Origin of the sequence: Deminuibacter soli (assembly GCF_003412455.1) — a bacterium.
GTDB lineage: Bacteria > Bacteroidota > Bacteroidia > Chitinophagales > Chitinophagaceae > Deminuibacter > Deminuibacter soli.
Genome location: NZ_QTJU01000006.1, coordinates 155,077 through 173,752 on the forward strand (window position 1 = coordinate 155,077; position 18,676 = coordinate 173,752).

Below are 18,676 nucleotides of genomic sequence, written 5' to 3' on the forward strand. Positions count from 1 at the left end.
TCACGAATACTTCCTTTTTTTGCGGCGGGGAAATTCGGCTTCGTCTTTTACATTGGGATCGGGATTGCTGGTAATAGCCATGGCCCCGCGCAGGCCAACGACCAGCAAAACAACAGAAGCCAGCAGCTCCTGCCAGCGTATCCAGTAACCCCATATGGCATAAATGGCAGCCTTTTCGGGTTGTGCATTTTCGTATATCACGTGTACGGTTTCCCCCTCTTTAAACTGCCTGAAAGTATAGTCTGCATTCACGCTGTAATGAACACCGATCATCTCAAAAGTGGCCCTGGGAACGGGTTTGGCATGTGCACTATCTGCAGCAAAATGTATAACAGCCGGGATAACCTCGCCATCAAAATAATCAGGCTCACGCGAAAAAAGCACATACAGGCCAAAACACACAACGTATAAAACAATCACTAATTTGTACAAGGTAATCTGGTATTAAGGGAGCAAAATAAGACAATTTGAAGAAATGGCTGGATGGCTGAATGGTTTATGGTTGAACGATCGGACAATGAAACCATTGAACCTGCTAAAACAAGCGGGGCCGGGTAAAAACCCAGCCCCTTGTACTAATGCACGTGAGAAAACTATTTTTTAATATCGTCGTTGTTAACACCTCTTTTGCGGCTGGTACTTTCGGTGAGCTTGCCAAAGTTCCAGCGGATATTGAACCCGATGTTGCTGTAGCGGTTGCGCACCTCTTTTGTCTGAACGAAATTTTCGTCCTTGAAAGTACTTTTCTGTACAAAATATTGTTGTAAAAAGCCGCCTGCCCGTACTGTAAACAACAATTGCTTCTTAAAGGTTTTCAGCGTTATACCGGTATTGTAACCGTAGTTGAGCGCATTTTTACCCTGCAATTGTATCGGTGGTTGCCAGAAGCCGCCATTGAGTAACCACGAGAAGTTTTTGGTTATATCTACTGTATTGTTAATCCACCCGTTACCGCTGATGCCCGAATTGTGCTGCGCGCTGTTGTTGCGGTTGCGGATTGAATTGTACTGTATGCCGGTGTTACCACTGAGGTTCCATATTTTATACAATTTCACATTTACGTTCAGGTTTAAGGCGGTAAACCTGTTTTCACCCACATTGTCAGGCGTGGTGGAGGATACACCTGTTTCATCGTTAAATGTGGTGTATTTGATCACCTGTGAGTTACAAATATTTTCAGACAGGCGGATATTGATGCTGTTGCTGCCTTTGAACACGCTGTAGCCTACTTCCAGCGAATGCGTTACTTCAGGTTTCAGGTTCGGGTTGCCATAGGTGATGTTCAGGGTGTCGGTATTGTCGGTAAAGGGGTTCAGATCCCAGATATATGGCCTGCGTAAACGCTTGCTGTAGCTGAAACTGATATCCTGCTGTGTGCCTATTTTGCGCGATACGTACACAGACGGGATGTAGTTGAAATAGTTCTGGCGCAGGGATACGGACTGGCTTTCAAAATCGCCTTTTACCTCGGTATGTTCCAGCCTGCTGCCCAGTTTCACCTGCCATTTTTTGATATTGAACAGGTAGGTGAAATAGGCTGCCCATACATCCTGGCTGTAATGAAAACGGTTGGTATTGCTGCTGTCGTACGTAAACTTGTCCTGCGGACTGTTGCGGTACAGGCTTATGTAATCGGCGGCTGCGTTACGCAGTATTACTTTAGCGCCCAGTTCCAGCTTTGTTTTCTTTGGCAGCGGCAGCACAAAGTCTGTTTGGAACGTGTACTGGGCGTTGTGCGACTGGTTATCGTTTAAAATGTAGCGGTTTGCGTCTGCCAGTTGATCGCTGTTACCCGTAACATTGTCGCGCGCAAACTGGCGGTTGAGTTTAACAGACCATTCTTTTTCTGCGTTGCCTGAGAACTTGTGTATATAATCCATCCCGATATCATTCCACGGGTACTTCTCTGCGTTATTGGTGTTGAGCTTGCTGTGCGCGGTATCTTTAAAATCAGGTGATATAATACGCACATCGCTTTGCAGGCCATTGTAATCATGATCGTAACCGCCGTTCAGGTATGCACTCATGGTGTTAAGGCTGTCAATATCATAACTCAGTTCGCTGGTGCCATACAGCCATCCCCACGATTGGGTACTGGTGCCATCTATAATGCGTTTGGCGTAGGCTACGGGCTGCAGGGATTCTGTTTCCTGGTGGGTTTGGGCAGGGCGGTTGCGGCCCTCTCCTATACCCAGGTAACTGGTAAAACCAAACTTGCCCCATTTTACATTCATTGAACCATTGCCATTGTGTGTGCCGATGGTATTCTGGTACACACTCAGCGAACCGTTGTAACCTGCCACTTTCTTTTTGGTGATGATATTGATTACACCACCTACCCCTTCTGCATCGTATTTTGCCGATGGATTGGTGGTTACTTCTATGCGCTTGATAGCATTGGCAGGAAAGGACTTCAGCGCTTCCTTCGGGTCTTTGGCAAACAGGCCGGATTCCTTGCCATTGAGCAGTATTTTGAAATTAGACTGTCCTTTCAGTTGCACATTGCCATCTGCATCTACCGTTACAAAGGGCGTTTTGGCCAGTACATCGGTAGCCATCAGCCCATCAATGCCCACATCGCTTTCTACATTGTATACCAGTTTATCATCTACTTTTTCTACCAGCTGTTTGCGGATGCCGGTGACCACTACACTGCCGGCACTTTGTGTAGCGGGTGCCAGTGCAATAGATGCCGGCAATGCACCTTTAATGGGGTAGAGATAAGTGGCATATGAAGCATGTGTGATTACCAGCACATGCTGCGCGGTATCTTTTACTTTAATGGTGAACGAACCATCTTCTTTACTGATGCTCTGGACAATGGCTTTCGAAGTGTCATTTGCTTTGTACAGTCCAATGGTAGCAAAACTTACAGGCTTTCCTGTTGAACTGTCTGTTAACCTGGAGGCCAGCTGTTGTGAATGGGCAGCCAGCCCCAAGGTGATAAGCAGCAGTGTTAAAATGGTTTTCATATACTTTTTTTTAGGCAATAGTCTGCCATCATGAAAAGTGCATTTTCAAAACAGGAATCAGGATGTTGTTGGTTAATTTAAGAAGCCGGTATAACGGTATACCCTGCCAGATGTTACAGCTTATTTATTATTTAAAATCTACCGTACACGATACACAATTGATCATGAATTTTGGTCCGCCGCCACTGCCTACTTTGGCGGTAAAATGGCGCGGGTTGTCATTGTCCTGGAAACCGCTCATAGCAGTCATGCGTGGCTTTGGGCTGGCAGCATACATGCCCGATTTTTCGCCTTTCTCGCCCTTGTCCCTGTCGCTCTTATCGCCCTTGTCCCCTTTTTCTCCTTTATCGCCTTTGTCTTCAGTATCGGCTACAGGCACCTTTTCAAACGAGCCATATACGTTATTGTAATTACCCTGCATTTCTACAGAATAGTTCTGCAAATCGCGCACAGGCAGGCGTACATCGGCATATTTGTTATCAATTTTTACGGTGCTTACAGAAGATGCAGTATTGCGGATGCGGATGTCTGCATTGCTGCCTTCTATATCAATGCTTTTGGTGAGTGTACCTATACGCAGGTTGCCATAGTTTTTGCGGCCGGTTAACGTACCCACGCTTTCAATATCATAGTCTTCGCTGTTGCTGCGGATGTTGAGGCTGGTAATGGTACCCAGCTCAATAGTACCGTATTTGCTGTCGATATCAATTTTATCGCCATTCTTAATGGTCATACGGCCATTTTCATTTTCTATTTCACCGTCTTTACAGCTGTGAATGGCAGTGTTGCCGTATTTGGTGCGCAGGAGCAGTTTGTCTACGTCTTCAATTTCAACCTGTGAGCGGTTGGCCACCAGCTTCAATTCTGCGTGTTTGCCACTAATGGTTACAGGTGCATCACGGTTGTCAATTTCAAGACGGCAATCGGCAGGCACGTATACCGTGTAAACAGATTTACGCGGGGTTTTGGAAGTACTGCCTTCTTTACCGGCGCTGGCATCGGTATTTTCGCTTTTATTGTATGAACCGCCATAGGCACCCACCCTGAATTTCGGGCCATAGCTGTAGAGGTAGCCATTGTCCCTGTTGTTTGCTATAATCTGCAGGCCATCTGTATAGCTTTTAACACTGATGCCTATTTTTTCAAGCAATTCATCTTCCGAAATATCATCGGCATTGCGCGCGAGCGAAAAGCTGGCCACCAGCTTTACCTTGTTTTCACCCCAGGTTTTTATCTCAAAGTTGCGGTTGTTGTTCTCAATCAGCACTTCGCCTGATTTTCCAACCGTGTACTCGCGGGTAATGGTTTTGTCGGTGTAGGTTATTTTTCCCTGTTCGTCGTTGTTGTCGCTGTTGTCTCTAACATTGCCGTAACCGCTTACATTGTATTCACTGTGTGTAATAACCCTGGTTTTGGCGCGCACGGTGTCTACGCGGACATTGACTGTAGTAGTGGTTTGCGCGCAAACTGCGCCGCCAAGGATGGTTAAAACGAGGGATAATGTGTAGAATATTCTCATATCGTTGCGCATAAAGCGTTAATTAAATGTTCATGAAACTGGGTGATGACTGATCATCCTGGTGTTGTTTCCAGGCATTGTTGGTTTTGATGATTTCGTTCTGCAGCTGTTTCAGCACGTTTATCTTTTGCTGGTAAATATCAATGAGCGCACTTAACTGTTCATCGGTAATTCCGGTTTTAGCGATGCTGCGTTTTAATGCTTTCTCATCTTCTTCCAGCTGCTGGAACTGGTGTTTAAAACTGCTGTAGTACTGTGGCCCTTCGGCGTACATAGGCATGCTGCGTACTTTATCGAGCTGCATGTTAATTACAGAAATAAATCCCGCTTCCAGGTGGTGCAGTACCAGTGTTTCATCGGGATGCGTTGGCACTTGTTCAGGCTTTGCTGCAGCAGTGCCTGTTTTACGTATGCTTTCGCCATTGGTGTTTTTATGTGCTGCTATGGTGCTGTGTTCTTCCGTTGCCGCCTGCGGCTGTTCAGCCATAGCGGGTGTTTCAGGTGTATGGCTTACAGCCGGTTGCGTTGTTACAGCTACCGTATTGGTGTGGCGGGGTATTACCAGCCATACCATGCAGCCCAGCAACACGGCAATACTTGCCGCTACTGCCCAGCGCAGGTACAGGCGAACAGGCGCTTTTTTGGTGGCATTGATATCCTGTTCAATGCGCTGCCACACCATGGGGCGCGGCGCGTCTGTATCCAGCTCATCCGCATGCTGTTGCAGGTATTGTTTAAATGGATCCATCTGATACAAGTTTTCTGGTGATGCGCTCTTTCAGCAATTGCCTTGCCCGCAGGTACTGCGATTTGCTGGTAGATTCTGATATGCCCAGCTGCTCGGCAATTTGCCGGTGACCAAAGTCTTCCAGCACGTATAAATTAAATATCTGCCTGCACCCGTCGGGCAGGCTTCTTATTTCCTGTTGCATTAAATCAAACGGGATCTGTGTGTACCAGTCTGCCCCGCTGTCGCTCAGTTCATCTTCGTATTTTTCATCCCAGTCGTTCCAGTAAAAATGTTTTTTGGCAAAACGGATACATTCTGTGATCACTATCCTGCGCAGCCAGCCGCCGAACTGTTGTTCTTCTTTCAGCTGGTGCAGTTTCTGGAAAGCGATGATGAACGATTCGTGCAATACATCTTCTGCATCGTTACGGGTGCCGGTCATCCGGATGCAAATACTGAACATGGCCTTGCTGAACTGGTTGTACAAGTGCTCGAAGGCCTTTGTATCACCCGTCCGGGCTTTTCTCACTGTTGCTGTTAGTATATGTTGTGCCTGTTCCAAATTTATTTCCTGATAGTAAGAGTAGGCAGTTGTAAAAAGGTTGGAAAACGTTGCCGCCTTTTTTTACTTTTTTTTAAAACCCCGGTTATTTCGCGTGCATCCCTGCATCGGGCGCTGCCGGCAAAACCATGCTGGCAGGAATGCCAAACCGCTTGTCGGTGATAAAAGCGCTGTCTGTAAGGGTATATAAAAAGGCTTTCAACTGGCCTATTTCAAAATTAGACAAAGGAATGCCCTTCTGCAAAAGAGGGTCGGTGGTGGGGGTATTAACCACGCCGCTGCGGTAATGCTGCAGTACATCGTCAATGCTGTAAAAACGGCCGTCGTGCCCGTAAGGGGCTGTAACAGCCACATTGCGCAGGCTCGGCACTTTGAATTTCAGTGAATCGGTACTGTGGTGGGTAATGCGCATACGGCCCAGATCGTTCAGGGTGGTATCTGCCGGCAGACCAATATTGCGGTAGCTGAAATCGGTAAACAGCGGCTCCGCATGGCAGGAAGCGCATTTTTGCCGGAAAATGGCATAGCCGAGACGTTCCGGCAGGTTAAAACTGGCTGTGCCGCGTTGTACCCGGTCGTATTTGCTGCCGGCGCTTACCAGGGTAAGCAGAAACTGGCTCAGCGCCTGCATGGTGCGGCGCGTATTGATGGTGGCATCGCCAAAGGCAGCGGTAAACTGTTTGCGGTAGCTGGTATCTGCCCGCAGTTTTTTAAGCACACTATCTATGGTTTCGGCCATTTCGTTGGGTGCGGTAAGGGGTGCTAAAGGCTGCAGATCAAGATGGTTGATGCCCCCATCGTGCATAAAGGAGGCCTGCCAGGCCAGGTTAAACAGGGCCGGTGCGTTGCGGGTAGTCAAGGTATAATTATAGCCATGGCTTAAACTATGGTCGTAGGTAGAGAAGGCGGCGAATTGCTGGTGACAGCTGGCGCAGGGGAAATTGCCGTCTTTGCTTAAACGGCCATCGTAAAACAGGCGCCGCCCCAGGGCAATACCTTCCTGTGTCAACGGGTTTTCTTTAAAGGGGTAAACCGGCTTAGGCCAGCCTTCCGGGATATCGAAATGAACAATCGTGGGTGTATGCACGGCTTCACGGGCAATAAAACTGCTGCCGGCGGCTATACAGGCCGTAATGAATAATATGTACAACCAGCGCTTCATTACCGTTCGGCTGCAATATAGAACATGCCAGCATAATTATCGGCCAGTTGCATGGCCAGGGCACCGGGTTCATGGCAAACCGGGTGCTGTGCAATTGTTACGGTATGTGCCCCGTAAAAAAAGCGCAGGGCATCGGCTGCAATAACAATATGATCACCCGCTATGGCAGGTAATTGCAATGTTACCGTACGGTTGCTGCATTCGCCTTCGCGAAAGCCGCCCACATCATAAGTACAGTAATGACCGGGTGCGCCAGATGCAGGCGATCTGCCTTCCAGCCTGGCCATGATATAACCGCTGTTCCAGGTCCAGAACATGCCCCTGGCAGGATCGAGGGTACCGGTTTGCACACCTTCCGTATTTTTATTACTGTCGACCCCGATGGTAAACCTGACAAATGCGGGTTGCGCCACCGCTTGCTGTAAAACAATGTTCTGAGAGGTGGTATCGGCCAGGTCAACCAGGTAAGTACTGTCGCCCAACGAGTGAAATACTTCATCTTTCCCTGCTACTTCCAAATGGCTTACATAAAATTTGAAAGCACGCACGGTAAGTTGTTCTCCATGTATATTGATATAGGTATGGCCCGGGAGCAGGATTGAATCTGCCGCCTTCGCCGCAAACTGCCATACCCAGGTAAGCTGGCTGTTTTGTGCCACAGCCAGCTTACTGAGTAATGCCAATAAACAAATAAACAACCCTTTCATGCGCTGTTACGCCTGCTTTTGTGCCAGGCGTTTTTTACGAACGAAATATAACACTAATCCCACAACCACCAGCAGTATTTGCAGCGAAGCAGCCACAATGGTACTGCCGTCTCGCACCTGTTTGCCTGCCCAGTCCATAAAATGGTGTTTGTGCAGCAGCGCAAAGCTGTAGCCTTCATACATATCGAGGTTGTTGATATGTGCCGCGAGTGCGCCGGAAGTGGTTTCTACAAAAAAACGTTCATCGTGATGGGCGGCATAGGCAATCTTCCATACAGGCAGGCGTTTGTTGATAAAACCATACTCATCGGTAAACGCGGTTACCTGGCTGCTGCTTTGTACTTCATTAACGGTATGGTGCCCCAGCATATTGGCCAGGTATACGGCATACTGCCGGTCGCCCTCTGGCAGCTGCGTATAATCGCCTGCATCAATGTAGCGGATATCTGGGGCTGCGGCCTTCATGTCTTTCATCAAATCCATATGATGTGCCGGTGCCTGCATGTGTTGCTGTGCGGGCAGCAGCAGTATCTGCCAGTAAGGCCTGCCGTTCATTTGTACCAGTGCAATGTTGGCGATGCGTGCAGTACTGTCGTCCAATGCCTGGCTCACGCGTGCGAAATCCCATTGTATATTTTTTGTATGAAACACCTGTGCCACGGCCTGTGGTTTTTCTTCGGGCCTGGTGAGCTTGGTAAATGCATGGTAGCCTCCGCTGAAAGAAAACATCAGCGTAAAAACTGATGCCACCACGGCGGTATAACGATGTCTTTTCCTGGCCTTCACCAATGTATTGCCGCTGGCCTTGCCAGACTTTGTATTGAAAAACAGATACAAACCAGCCACTGCAGTTAAAAAGGCCAGCAGGGCCAAACCCACTTCCACAGCGAATTTGCCGCTGCCCAGGAACTGTATCCACGACCAGGTATGAAACAATTGAAAGAAGGTGTCAAAAGCTGCACGGTTATGATCTACGGCAAAAGCAAAGCGGCTTTGTGCTGTTTCAACATAGATCCTGATGCCGTCTGCACGCGCAAAATCCACGCGGTACACAGGTAGCAGATGATTGATGGGTTTATATTCGCTGGTAAAGCCTTCCACAAAACTCACGTTGTTTATTGCTGCCCCGCCCTGCGTATCATTGGCCATGCTGCTTGCAGCACTGCAACAATCTTCCTCAGCAGCGGGTGCAGCTGCCTGCGGTACACTTGCAGCAGCCGTGGCAGGCATTGCCATGTGCCGGTGCTGCATGTTGTCTTTACCGGCTGCATTGCCATTGCCTTCCAGGAATTGTTTGGCGAGGTAACGTGCATACAGGGCATCCCCGTTGTTCAGCAGTTTGCCATTCAGTGTACTGAAATACAGCAGTCCGCTGAACTGCGGCACTTTTACCTGGTAAAACCAGAAACGCCCGATATTCACCAGCCGCATGCTGGTAAATGAATCAATATGGCTCTGCTGCAATACCTGTTGCAGCGGCACTTTCAGCATAGCTGTATCAACAGCCTGTGCCTGTATGGACTGCTGTTTTACCTTGGGCCGCATATTCGTCATCAACGGGTGCATTAACCCGCTGGTAGCCCAGAGCAAAACAGGTACAGCAATGATAATGCTTAGTTTGCGGTGCCAGTTATAGAGTTGTTTGATGGTCATGATGGATTGATGGTTCAATTGTTTAATAGTTCCATGGTTTCATTTTTTGCTTTTCCCTGCGCTCTTTGCGTAAAAACTTTGCGTTCTTTGCGGTTAAAAAAATCACCTTCCCAGCCTGTACGAAACGCCTACCGTTATTTCCCGGGGATCGCCGAGGTTATAGCTGTAGCCGTAGGCTGATTTGGTGGCCAGGATGGAATAATATTTATTCAACACATTCAGCGCGTTTACCCATATATCCATGCGTTGCAGGTTGTAGCCGGCGCGCACATTGAAGATGTCAAACCCGCTGTACTGCTTGCTGTTCGCATTGTCCATGTAATATTTACCCAGGTGCTGCCATTCAATACCAATGCGGAAGCCTTTAATAAATACAGGCTTGTACATCACTTCTGCATTGGCTATGAATTTTGGCGCTGCGCTCATATCATTGCCACTGTAATCCACGTTACCGCGGCCGTTTTTCTCGATGTCTTCTACCAGCGTATGGTGTGCATTGGTAGCACTCAAACGAAACAGCCACTGGGCGGTGGGTTTATAATTAATACCGTATTCAATACCCTTGTGCCTGGTTTTACCGGCGTTCTGGTTTTGTGTGGTGCCATCGTTCTGCAATACGGAGATGATTTCATTGGTACCGTTCATGAGGTAAGCACTCCAGTCAGCATACAGTTTGTTCTGTACCAGTGAAAACCAGCCACCCACTTCATAGTTGAAAAAGGTTTGCGGTTTCAGGTATGGCACTTTTACACTGTTGAACAACTCGGTAACCTGCGGCGGTACATAGCCCTGGCTGTAGTTGCCGTATACACCTATGCCGTGATAATTGTACGTAAAGCCCAGCTTGGGTGTTACGCGGTTAAAATCATTTTTGGCAGAAGGTGATCCGGTAGAAGCTGATGGTGGCAGGTGGTTGGTGAAATTGTAATGATAGAAATCATACCGCAGTGCACCGGTGAATTTCAGGTGACGAAGGGGCGTTATTTCAAACTGCGCATACGATGCCAGGTTGCTGATACCGGTAGCGTAATTGCTCAGCAATGAATCCGTTGGCGTGTAACTGGTGTAGTTGCCCTTGGGATCGCGCTGTACGCTGATGTAATTGGCTACATAGGTACTCGGACTAATATCTGCACTAATGCCGCCGGTTATTTTACTGCCCAGCCAGTTCAGCTTTTGCTGATGCTGTGCAATAAACAGGTAGCTGTGAAAAGAGCTGTTGTTGATTTGCCCGTTGGCCTGTAATGCAGTGGCACCGGGTGTTATATAGTACGATGGGTTTTGTTTGATGCTGTTGTTGCGGTATAATATGGCTACCTGCGTTTGGCTGTTGTTGTTCCAGGCTTGTGTAAGCTGTGACTTCACCCGCAATGCATCTGTTTTGCGATAGGTGAATGAATAAGGTGTTGAATAATCCTTATGGGCAAAATGCGCACTGTCCAGTGCGCCGGTCATATCGCTGTAGTAATGAATATAACTTACCGCGTTGGTCCATGTGGTTTTATCGGTGGGCTTGTAATCGGCGCGTACAGTGACCGCAGTTTTGTTGTAGTCGCTGTAATCAATCGGGCCATCATGCCGGTTGGCATAATAACCGGTGGCCACCACACCCCATTTGCCAAAGCTGGTGCCTGCCTGTATATCTGCCCTTTTGTAGCCGTTGTTGTTGGCCTGTATGCCAATGGTGGCGCCAGGTAAGGCCGGTGGTGCTGCGGTTAAAATATTCACTGCCCCTCCCACAGCTTCTGCACCATACAGGGCCGATGCAGGGCCGCGGATCACTTCTATCTGCCTGGCTGCAGCCATGTTCATTTCAAGCAGGGCGTTGTGGTTGTACAAGCCCGTGGTGCGGATGGGAATGCCATCTTCCAGGTACAAAAAAAGGCTCTTGGTGGTGAGCGGCTGGCGGATGCTCATTTCATGCTGTTCGTTACCCAGGCTAACCATAAATACACCGGTGGCTTTGTTCAGCAACTGGTCTAACCGGTTCGCCCTGGTGTCGCTGATGGTTTGTGCATTAATGGTGCTGATGGCTACCGGCACATCGGTGCGTTTTTGTTCTGTACGGCTGCCGGTGACCACGACTTCCGCCAGTTTATTGTTTACCGGCTGCAATGCAATATGCTGCTGTGTTTTACTGATGCTGAGCTGTACCGTAGCATAGCCCATGCAGCTGATGAACACTTCTTCATTATTGTTTACCTGCAGAGAAAAGTTACCCGATGCATCACTGAAACTGCCTTTGCCGGTGCCTTTCACCTGTATGGCGGCATGGCTGATGGGTTCGCGCGTAATGCTGTCGAACACCTTACCGGTGATTAAAGTTTGTGCAGTTACGGCATGCGCAATGCATAGCAATAAAATGGTTAATACGTACGCAAACGCCTTTCTGCCGGTTGTTATGGCTGATCTGTTATTCCTGAAGCGATTCATATAGTTGGTTAAAGTTGATACCGCCCTGTTACAGCATCACTTGTGCAAGTGCCTGCTGCCGGGCGTGCAGAGAACAAGAAACAGGGAATCTGCATGCTGAAACAGGCACAGGCCACTACAGGCATATTTATTATGCCATGCAGCTGCAATGGTGCGCGCCATTATCAGCACAAACCAGCTTTATCAGGGGGATGAAAATAACCGGCAGGCATATCTACCGGGCGGCCAATGGTGCGTATACCGGGCCATTTAACCTTCAATGGAGTATAATGCAAAATGACAATGTCAGCAGTTACGGCATCAAACGCACCGGCATTTATTTCAATGCTTTTGCGGCCATTGCTATCCTGGTCTTTGTTCTCTTCCTGGCGCAGTTTTTTGTTCAGCTGGCATTTGCCACAACAGTTTAGCTGTGGCTTGCTGCGGTTTTCGCACAGGTTTTGTGCAATATAACTGCGGTTGGCATAAAAGTTCAGCACCACAAAGCCTGCGCTGAAAGTTTGTACCAGCAGTACCAGTAATAGCAATATGGTGACCGTTTGTTTGATCGGGGGAAACTGTTAATAGTTGTATGGTTGCATGGTTAAATTGCTGCATGGCCGGATGGTTTTCGCCGTTCCGTCATTACATAGATTTACCTGTGCAAAGCACCTGCGTTTATGGTTGTGTTACTTTGCCTGAAGTGGCAATAAGGAAGTTGTTTTTAAGCGCAGGGCGGATGAAAACAGGCGCTGTTGGTACCTGCTGCAGTAACAGCTGCGTAAACAGGATAAGTGCGCTTAATGGTGTAGTATATCTTTTCAGGATGCGTTAGGGCAAGCAGGGTTTCACAGAATATTTCGCTGCGGCTTTCGGCCTTGCGTTCCGGGTTCTGCTCGTCTTTTTTGTCTTCCTGTTTTAATTTCTTGTGAAGCTGGCATTTACCGCAGCAGTTCAACTTGGGTTTGCCACGGTTTTCGCAGAGTTCTTTGGCGATGTAATCCCGGTTGGCATAAAAATCCAGCACAATCACCACTTTACTGAAGGTTTGCGCCACAAGGCCAAGGAGTAATATGCACGCTGTTAAATACTTTAACATCCCGGTAATTGCCGCAAAGGTATAAAAAAAGGGCCTTCAGGCCCTTTTTAATTGTTGTATTGTTCAATGGTTTACATGGCTTACAATCCAACTAGCCTACCATCGCATTTTTCTCTTCCATCCATTTTTTGCGGCCGTATCCTGCAAATACATGACGCTCGCTGTGGTAAGAAGAACGTACCAGCGGACCGCTTTCCACGTAGTCAATACCCATCTGGTAGCCTATTTCACGCAGTTCTGCAAACTCGTCGGGGTGTACAAAACGGTGTACAGGCAGGTGTTTCTGTGTAGGCTGCAGGTACTGGCCAATGGTTACCACGTCGATGTTAACAGCGGCAAGGTCTTCCAGGGTTTGCACCACTTCTTCTTTTGTTTCACCCAGTCCCAGCATAATGCCGGTTTTGGTACGCATGCCGCCTTCTTTCAGCACACGCAATACTTCCAGGCTGCGGCGGTATTTGGCCTGTATACGCACCTGGCGGGTAAGGCGTTCTACTGTTTCCATGTTGTGGCTTACCACTTCAGGGGCAGCATCAATAATGCGCTGGATATTTTCTACCTGGCCTTTAAAATCAGGTACCAGGGTTTCGAGCGTGGTACCGGGGTTTAATGCTTTTACGGCTTTAATGGTGTTGTACCATATAATAGAACCGCCGTCTTTCAGTTCATCCCTGTCAACGCTGGTTAATACCGCGTGTTTTACCTTCATCAGGTTAATGGCTTCTGCCACGCGCTGGGGTTCGTCCCAGTCAACCGCGTCGGGGCGGCCGGTAGCTACGGCGCAAAAACCGCAGCTGCGGGTACAGGTGTTACCCAGGATCATAAAAGTGGCGGTGCCTGCACCCCAGCATTCGCCCATATTGGGACAGTTGCCGCTTTCGCAAATGGTGTGCAGTTTATGTGTATCAACCAGGTTGCGTACATGCTTATAGCTTTCGCCAATGGGCAGTTTAACGCGTAACCAGTCAGGTTTTTTTACTCTTGTTTCGGCTTCAATCTTCGCTACTACCGGTAATTCTTGCATCACTTCTTATTTGAATGGTTCCATTGTTCTTTTGCAAAAACAAATTAATCAGGCTGCAAAAATAGGTCACTTTCGCTTACCAAACACCAGGGCCACATATCCATTGAAGAAGAACTGTTTAGCAGGTACCAGTATCAAAATCGGCATCTTTTGGGTGTAATATTCTGCGTTTACCCCTACCTCGATGGCCGAAAGCAGTTCGTTATAGCGGCCGTAATCAAATCGCAGGGCAACCCTGGCATGGGCACCGGCTACAATTTTGGTTTCCCCGATACCCTTGAAAAAACCGGCCGAACCGGCGATAATGGTGGGGTCGGTAAACACAGTGTCTTTGTCACCGGAATATTTAACCGTTTGCTCCTGTCCGCCCGGACCGGTCAGCACTTTCAGGTAATAGGGTTTCAGCAAACCGGCAGTAAGTCCTGCACCGTAAATGGCAGAAACAGCCACGCCGTTTTTGTTGCCCTTGCCACCGATAAGCAGCTGCTGGCCGAGACCTGCCTTGAGGTAATAAAAGTTATTCTGCTTGCCGAAAATATAGGAGTTGCCGATTACATAACCCGAAGCATCCTGGTACTGGGTGGTTACCCTTGATTCTTTCTGGTTTCTTCTTTCACCCAGTTCAATCCACCAGAGATTGGTTTTATCAATCGTTTTGTATTTGCCGTGTTCATAAAAAATACCATAGCCATCGGTATTCAGTTTAATGCCAAAAGCACCCTGCTTGTTATAGATAAGAGCACCCTCTTCTTCCTGTTTCATCAACTGGTTGATGCGCTCCCTGCGTTGCTCTTTTTTGATCTGTTTTGCTGACTTACCCGAATCCTGTCCGAAGCTGATAACCGCAACAATACTAAGCAGTAATACCAAATATGACTTCTTCACGTTTGAATTGATTTGATAGGCGTAAATTTAGGCAAATTTTCGTCCAATGACCGCACAAATAATTTACAGAGGCGACCTTAGAACAGAAGCACGGCACCTGCAGAGTGGATCAATTGTAGAAACAGATGCACCAACAGACAACCATGGTAAAGGAGAACGTTTTTCTCCAACCGATATTGTGGCAACAGCACTTGGCAGCTGTATGCTTACCATCATGGGCATTAAGGCAAAAGAACTGAACATAGATCTTACAGGCACTAGCATCGATATAACCAAGGTTATGGCCGCCGAACCACGCCGCATCGGCGAAGTGAAAGTGACCTTAAAATTCCCGGCCCAGCTACATCCCGATGAAAAAACACGCACCATCCTCGAACGCGCAGCACACACCTGCCCGGTAGCCAAAAGCCTGCACCCCGACCTGCTGCAGAACGTAGTGTTTGAGTGGGCGGCGCAGTGAGTGGTGAGTAGTGAGTGGTGAGAAGCCAAAGCAGTGAATAGTCAATAGTGAATAGTGAATAAAAAGTCAAGCGCTCCTGCGGGAGCGCTTGGCTTTTTTGTACCGGTTCACAGCTAAGGCACAAAGCCCCGCTGGCGTTTACTGGCGTTCTGCAAATTAAATGTCGCTAAAATCTTCGCTCTGGTAATTCCGTGCTTTCCGCGGATTCCGTCCCAAAGGGACTTCTTCGGAGCGAGCAACCACCTCCGCACCGGTCTTCGCTCCGGTAAAAGCTAACCGCTAACCGCTATCAGCTAACAGCTGCTCTCACACATTTTTCAACAGCTGGTTACCCACCGGGCATTGCAGGCAGTTGCGTTTGTCGCAATAGTTATTTTTGAGTTCAATCAGTGCCTGTGAATCGAGGGCATTGTAGTTGGTTACCCCTGCCCTTTTCCATTCAGTAGTAATATTGTTTTGCTCAGGCGCAACCTGGGCCAGCCATTGAATGGCGCGCTGTTTCAGCTCTTCGTCATGAACAGACAAGCCATAGGCAAACAACACCGGCACTACGGTATTGATCACCAGGTTGCCCGTCATGGCATTGCCGAGTTTTTTAGGTGCGCAGTTGCCGGCAGGTTCATTCAACCGGTAATGGTAATGCCAGTAATCATTGGCCGTAACATTAAACAGGGTTTGAACATCACTGAGTTTGGGTGTATCACGGATATGCGCAAACAAATGAACAGACTGGTGAATGAGCATGGCCAGCTGCGCCAGCCGCACCGCAGGAAAATTGGCAGGCCGCATGCGCAGCAGTGAAGGTGTTTGCCTGATGGGTTGCAGCTGGTATTTTTTCCGCAGGTAGCGGTACTCCCGCTGCAACAGTTTGGGATAGGCTTCTGCAAAATCCTCTTCCAGCATGCCTGCCTGGCCCAGCAGCAATGCTTCTACCTGGTGTATCTGTATTTTGTGGCGCGATAGCAAATTCACCGGTAATGAACGGGCCATCCCTTCAAAACAATCACCGTTTACTTTCATCCCGAAATTACGTGCCAGCAGCCACCAGAACACTTCTTCCCAATGATTGGCTGCGCCCTGCAGCATTTTTGCAAGCACAGCTGCCTTTCGTTGCAATCGTTCAGCTGCCAGCCGTTCTTTCCACGACAGCCAGGCCAATGGTGACAGCACCGGCAACTGTGCAGCGCAGGGCACAAAATCTTTCGATTCCATCAGTTGTATATACTGTTGCAGCATGATAGAGGATACCCTCGGCTGCAGTTCCAGTGCAGGCAAGGGTTCACCGTTGTTGTCGGTAATGATGGTATCCTGCTCCCACACTACATGCAGTATCACATTGTCGTAATGCACATCACCCGAATGTGCATGCTGATGCCATTCTGAAGCGCGCACATGCAGTTCTACATTACCCGCCCATAAGGTACTGCCAATGCGCAGGCGGGCATTGGTAAAATCCGGTCCCTGGTTGGTGTTAAGCGTTCCGGTATGAATAAGCTGGAGTGGTTCACCGTCTGTTGTGACCAATGATTGCTTGCTGAAGTACTGGTATTGCCATATAAATTGGAGCAGCCTTTCCGTTATGAAAGGAATGTGTTGCTGATAGGTTAACATGGGAAAAAAGTAAAAAGAATTTACTGAACAGGCAAGAGGGAGCAGAAAATTTAAGGAGCAGGGGTTAGCTGATAGCGGTTAGCTGATAGCGGTTAGCTTTTACCGGTGCGGAGATCGGTGCGGAATTTAATACGCTGAACGCCGGCAAACGCCGGCGCAGCTCCGGGCCTGCGGCTGTGCATTTGTAAGCCAGGAATGCCGGTGAGGACACCGGCGTTGGCATCTTAAAAAGCAATAGTCCCGGCCGGGACTATTGCTTTTATTCACTATTGACTATTGACTATTCACCCACGAACCCGCTACGATCACTCACCGCTCACCACGCACTACTCACCACCCAGCTGTTCAAGCGCCTGCACCACGCGGCTCACAGGCAACCCCATTACATTGTAAAAGTCGCCGTTAATGCGGGCGATGCCGGTTACGCCGATCCATTCCTGTATGGCATAGGCGCCGGCCTTATCGTAGGGCTGGTAAGTATCTACATAGTATTCTATCTGCTCTTGCGTAAGCGGATGAAAACTTACTTCGGTGGTATCCTGGAAAGCAATTTCACCACCTGCATGCAGTATAACCACACCGGTAATTACAAGATGGGTATTACCTGCCAGTTCGGTTAAAATGGCAACGGCATCATCACGGTCTTTGGGTTTGCCAATCACCTTATCACCCAGCATAACCAATGTATCGGCTGCAAGAATAGTCTCTTTTGCATGTTGCGCATGAAAAGCATGCTGCACCATTTTCTTTACGGCCAGTGCTTTTTCACGGGCAATATGTACCGGTATTTCAGGCAGGGCCATACCGGCAGGATAGGTTTCGTCGGTTGACTGGGTTACCACTTCAAAAGGCACCTCAGCCCATTCGAGCAATTGTTTGCGGCGGGGCGATTGGGATGCAAGGATAATCGATTTCATTTATGATTAAAGTTGCGTGTATATTATTGATAGTAGCTGAAAAACAGCATGGACAAAATACCGGTGAACATCACCATTTTTATTACTGAACTGAGGCGGTGATAATCGGCCGGTTCATTGGCCGTAAACAGTTTGCGGAATACCCACAGCAAGGGTAAGGTAACCAGTACAATAAAGTAAATGGAGATCATCCACCAGCCAAACAGCAGCACGTACACCAGCACAATCACCAGCAGTGCAATCAGCACCACCATCCATACAGCTACAAAAACCTTGGTAGCATTGATGCCCCAGGCAATAGGCATGGTGTTGCAGCCATAGCGGCGGTCGCCTTCCACATCTTCCATGTCTTTCACCACTTCACGTATCAGTGAAATGATAAAGGCAAAGCCTGCATACAAAAACGTAATGCGGGTTATTTTGTTTACCTGCGGCAGGTGCAGGGAAATGGTCTGTATCAGGTTGCTGCTTTCGCACCAGGTTACGCCCAGTACCGACCATGCTGTGAGCAGTGATACAAGAATATTGCCCCAGAGCAATTTTCTTTTCAGGGAAATGGAATACAAAAACAGCAATGCCGCTGTAAGCAACATACCCGGACCCATTAAATGAATACGCGTAGTGATATCCATATAAAAGCCCAGCGCTACAGCTGACAGACTGAATACCAGGTGCCAGATGATGGTCCACCGGCGGCTGATGATTTTGCCTACAACAACTTTGTTAGGCTTGTTAACGATATCGATGTTATAATCGAAATAATCATTGATGATATAACCTGCCGCTGCCACCAGCCAGAATGCAAGTGCCAGTGCTGCAAACGCACAGCCCTGCAGGTTAGGCTGCAAGCCGGCATGCAACAACACAGGCCTTATTACCGCGTAATTAAACAGCACTTGTGTAAGCGCAATAAAAACCAGGTTAGGCCAGCGTATTAAACGGAAAAAAGCTACAATCATTTTC

At 48.3% G+C, this 18,676-nt stretch carries 17 protein-coding genes; 1 reads left to right on the plus strand and 16 read right to left on the minus strand.

Annotation, left to right across the window (positions count from 1 at the left end):
- The 13 genes from DXN05_RS16535 to DXN05_RS16595 all read right to left on the minus strand — a co-directional run bounded on the left by DXN05_RS16535 (position 1) and on the right by DXN05_RS16595 (position 14,725).
- Positions 1-432, minus strand: coding sequence for a hypothetical protein (locus DXN05_RS16535; protein WP_116848382.1), 432 nt, complete (start codon positions 430-432; stop codon positions 1-3).
- A 161-nt stretch (positions 433-593) separates the two neighbouring features.
- The gene (locus DXN05_RS16540) at positions 594-2,972 is read right to left on the minus strand and encodes a TonB-dependent receptor domain-containing protein (RefSeq protein ID WP_116848383.1); all 2,379 of its coding nucleotides are present in this window, start codon (positions 2,970-2,972) and stop codon (positions 594-596) included.
- Positions 2,973-3,099: 127 nt separating this feature from the next.
- Positions 3,100-4,503 (minus strand): DUF4097 domain-containing protein, encoded by a 1,404-nt coding sequence (locus DXN05_RS16545; RefSeq protein WP_147313949.1) that lies wholly within the window; start codon positions 4,501-4,503, stop codon positions 3,100-3,102.
- Between the two features lie 10 nt (positions 4,504-4,513).
- Positions 4,514-5,239 (minus strand): hypothetical protein, encoded by a 726-nt coding sequence (locus tag DXN05_RS16550; protein ID WP_116848385.1) that lies wholly within the window; start codon positions 5,237-5,239, stop codon positions 4,514-4,516.
- Complete coding sequence (locus DXN05_RS16555) at positions 5,226-5,750, minus strand: RNA polymerase sigma factor (RefSeq protein ID WP_147313950.1); 525 nt, start codon at positions 5,748-5,750, stop codon at positions 5,226-5,228. Before DXN05_RS16555 ends, DXN05_RS16550 begins: the two co-directional genes overlap by 14 nt.
- Before the next feature lie 118 nt (positions 5,751-5,868).
- Positions 5,869-6,945 (minus strand): cytochrome-c peroxidase, encoded by a 1,077-nt coding sequence (locus tag DXN05_RS16560; protein WP_116848387.1) that lies wholly within the window; start codon positions 6,943-6,945, stop codon positions 5,869-5,871.
- Positions 6,945-7,628, minus strand: coding sequence for an MbnP family protein (locus DXN05_RS16565; RefSeq protein WP_158559283.1), 684 nt, complete (start codon positions 7,626-7,628; stop codon positions 6,945-6,947). The genes DXN05_RS16560 and DXN05_RS16565 overlap by 1 nt, the downstream gene beginning before the upstream one ends.
- 30 nt (positions 7,629-7,658) lie before the next feature.
- Positions 7,659-9,305 carry a PepSY domain-containing protein gene (locus DXN05_RS16570; protein ID WP_116848389.1) on the minus strand — a complete coding sequence of 549 codons (1,647 nt, stop codon included), beginning with the start codon at positions 9,303-9,305 and terminating at the stop codon, positions 7,659-7,661.
- Between the two features lie 102 nt (positions 9,306-9,407).
- On the minus strand, positions 9,408-11,738 hold the full coding sequence (locus DXN05_RS16575; protein WP_116848390.1) for a TonB-dependent receptor: 2,331 nt from the start codon (positions 11,736-11,738) through the stop codon (positions 9,408-9,410).
- 164 nt (positions 11,739-11,902) lie between these two features.
- Entirely contained in the window at positions 11,903-12,265 is a 363-nt protein-coding gene (locus tag DXN05_RS16580; protein WP_116848391.1) for a hypothetical protein, read from the minus strand.
- Positions 12,266-12,441: 176 nt separating this feature from the next.
- Entirely contained in the window at positions 12,442-12,816 is a 375-nt protein-coding gene (locus tag DXN05_RS16585) for a hypothetical protein (protein ID WP_116848392.1), read from the minus strand.
- Positions 12,817-12,907: 91 nt separating this feature from the next.
- A complete protein-coding gene (lipA, locus tag DXN05_RS16590; protein ID WP_116848393.1) occupies positions 12,908-13,840 on the minus strand; it encodes a lipoyl synthase in 933 nt (310 codons plus the stop codon).
- A 66-nt stretch (positions 13,841-13,906) separates the two neighbouring features.
- A complete protein-coding gene (locus DXN05_RS16595) occupies positions 13,907-14,725 on the minus strand; it encodes a hypothetical protein (protein WP_147313951.1) in 819 nt (272 codons plus the stop codon).
- 46 nt (positions 14,726-14,771) lie between these two features.
- Here DXN05_RS16595 and DXN05_RS16600 point away from each other — a divergent pair, with 46 nt between their 5' ends.
- Complete coding sequence (locus tag DXN05_RS16600) at positions 14,772-15,185, plus strand: OsmC family protein (protein WP_116848395.1); 414 nt, start codon at positions 14,772-14,774, stop codon at positions 15,183-15,185.
- Between the two features lie 306 nt (positions 15,186-15,491).
- On the opposite strand, the gene DXN05_RS16605 is transcribed toward DXN05_RS16600, so the two are convergent.
- The 3 genes from DXN05_RS16605 to DXN05_RS16615 form a co-directional block, all read right to left on the minus strand.
- Positions 15,492-16,796, minus strand: coding sequence for a DUF2851 family protein (locus DXN05_RS16605; RefSeq protein WP_245975232.1), 1,305 nt, complete (start codon positions 16,794-16,796; stop codon positions 15,492-15,494).
- Between the two features lie 326 nt (positions 16,797-17,122).
- Positions 17,123-17,713, minus strand: coding sequence for a Maf family nucleotide pyrophosphatase (locus tag DXN05_RS16610; protein ID WP_116848396.1), 591 nt, complete (start codon positions 17,711-17,713; stop codon positions 17,123-17,125).
- Positions 17,714-17,736: 23 nt separating this feature from the next.
- Positions 17,737-18,672 carry a geranylgeranylglycerol-phosphate geranylgeranyltransferase gene (locus DXN05_RS16615; protein ID WP_245975240.1) on the minus strand — a complete coding sequence of 312 codons (936 nt, stop codon included), beginning with the start codon at positions 18,670-18,672 and terminating at the stop codon, positions 17,737-17,739.
- Positions 18,673-18,676 lie beyond the last annotated feature (4 nt).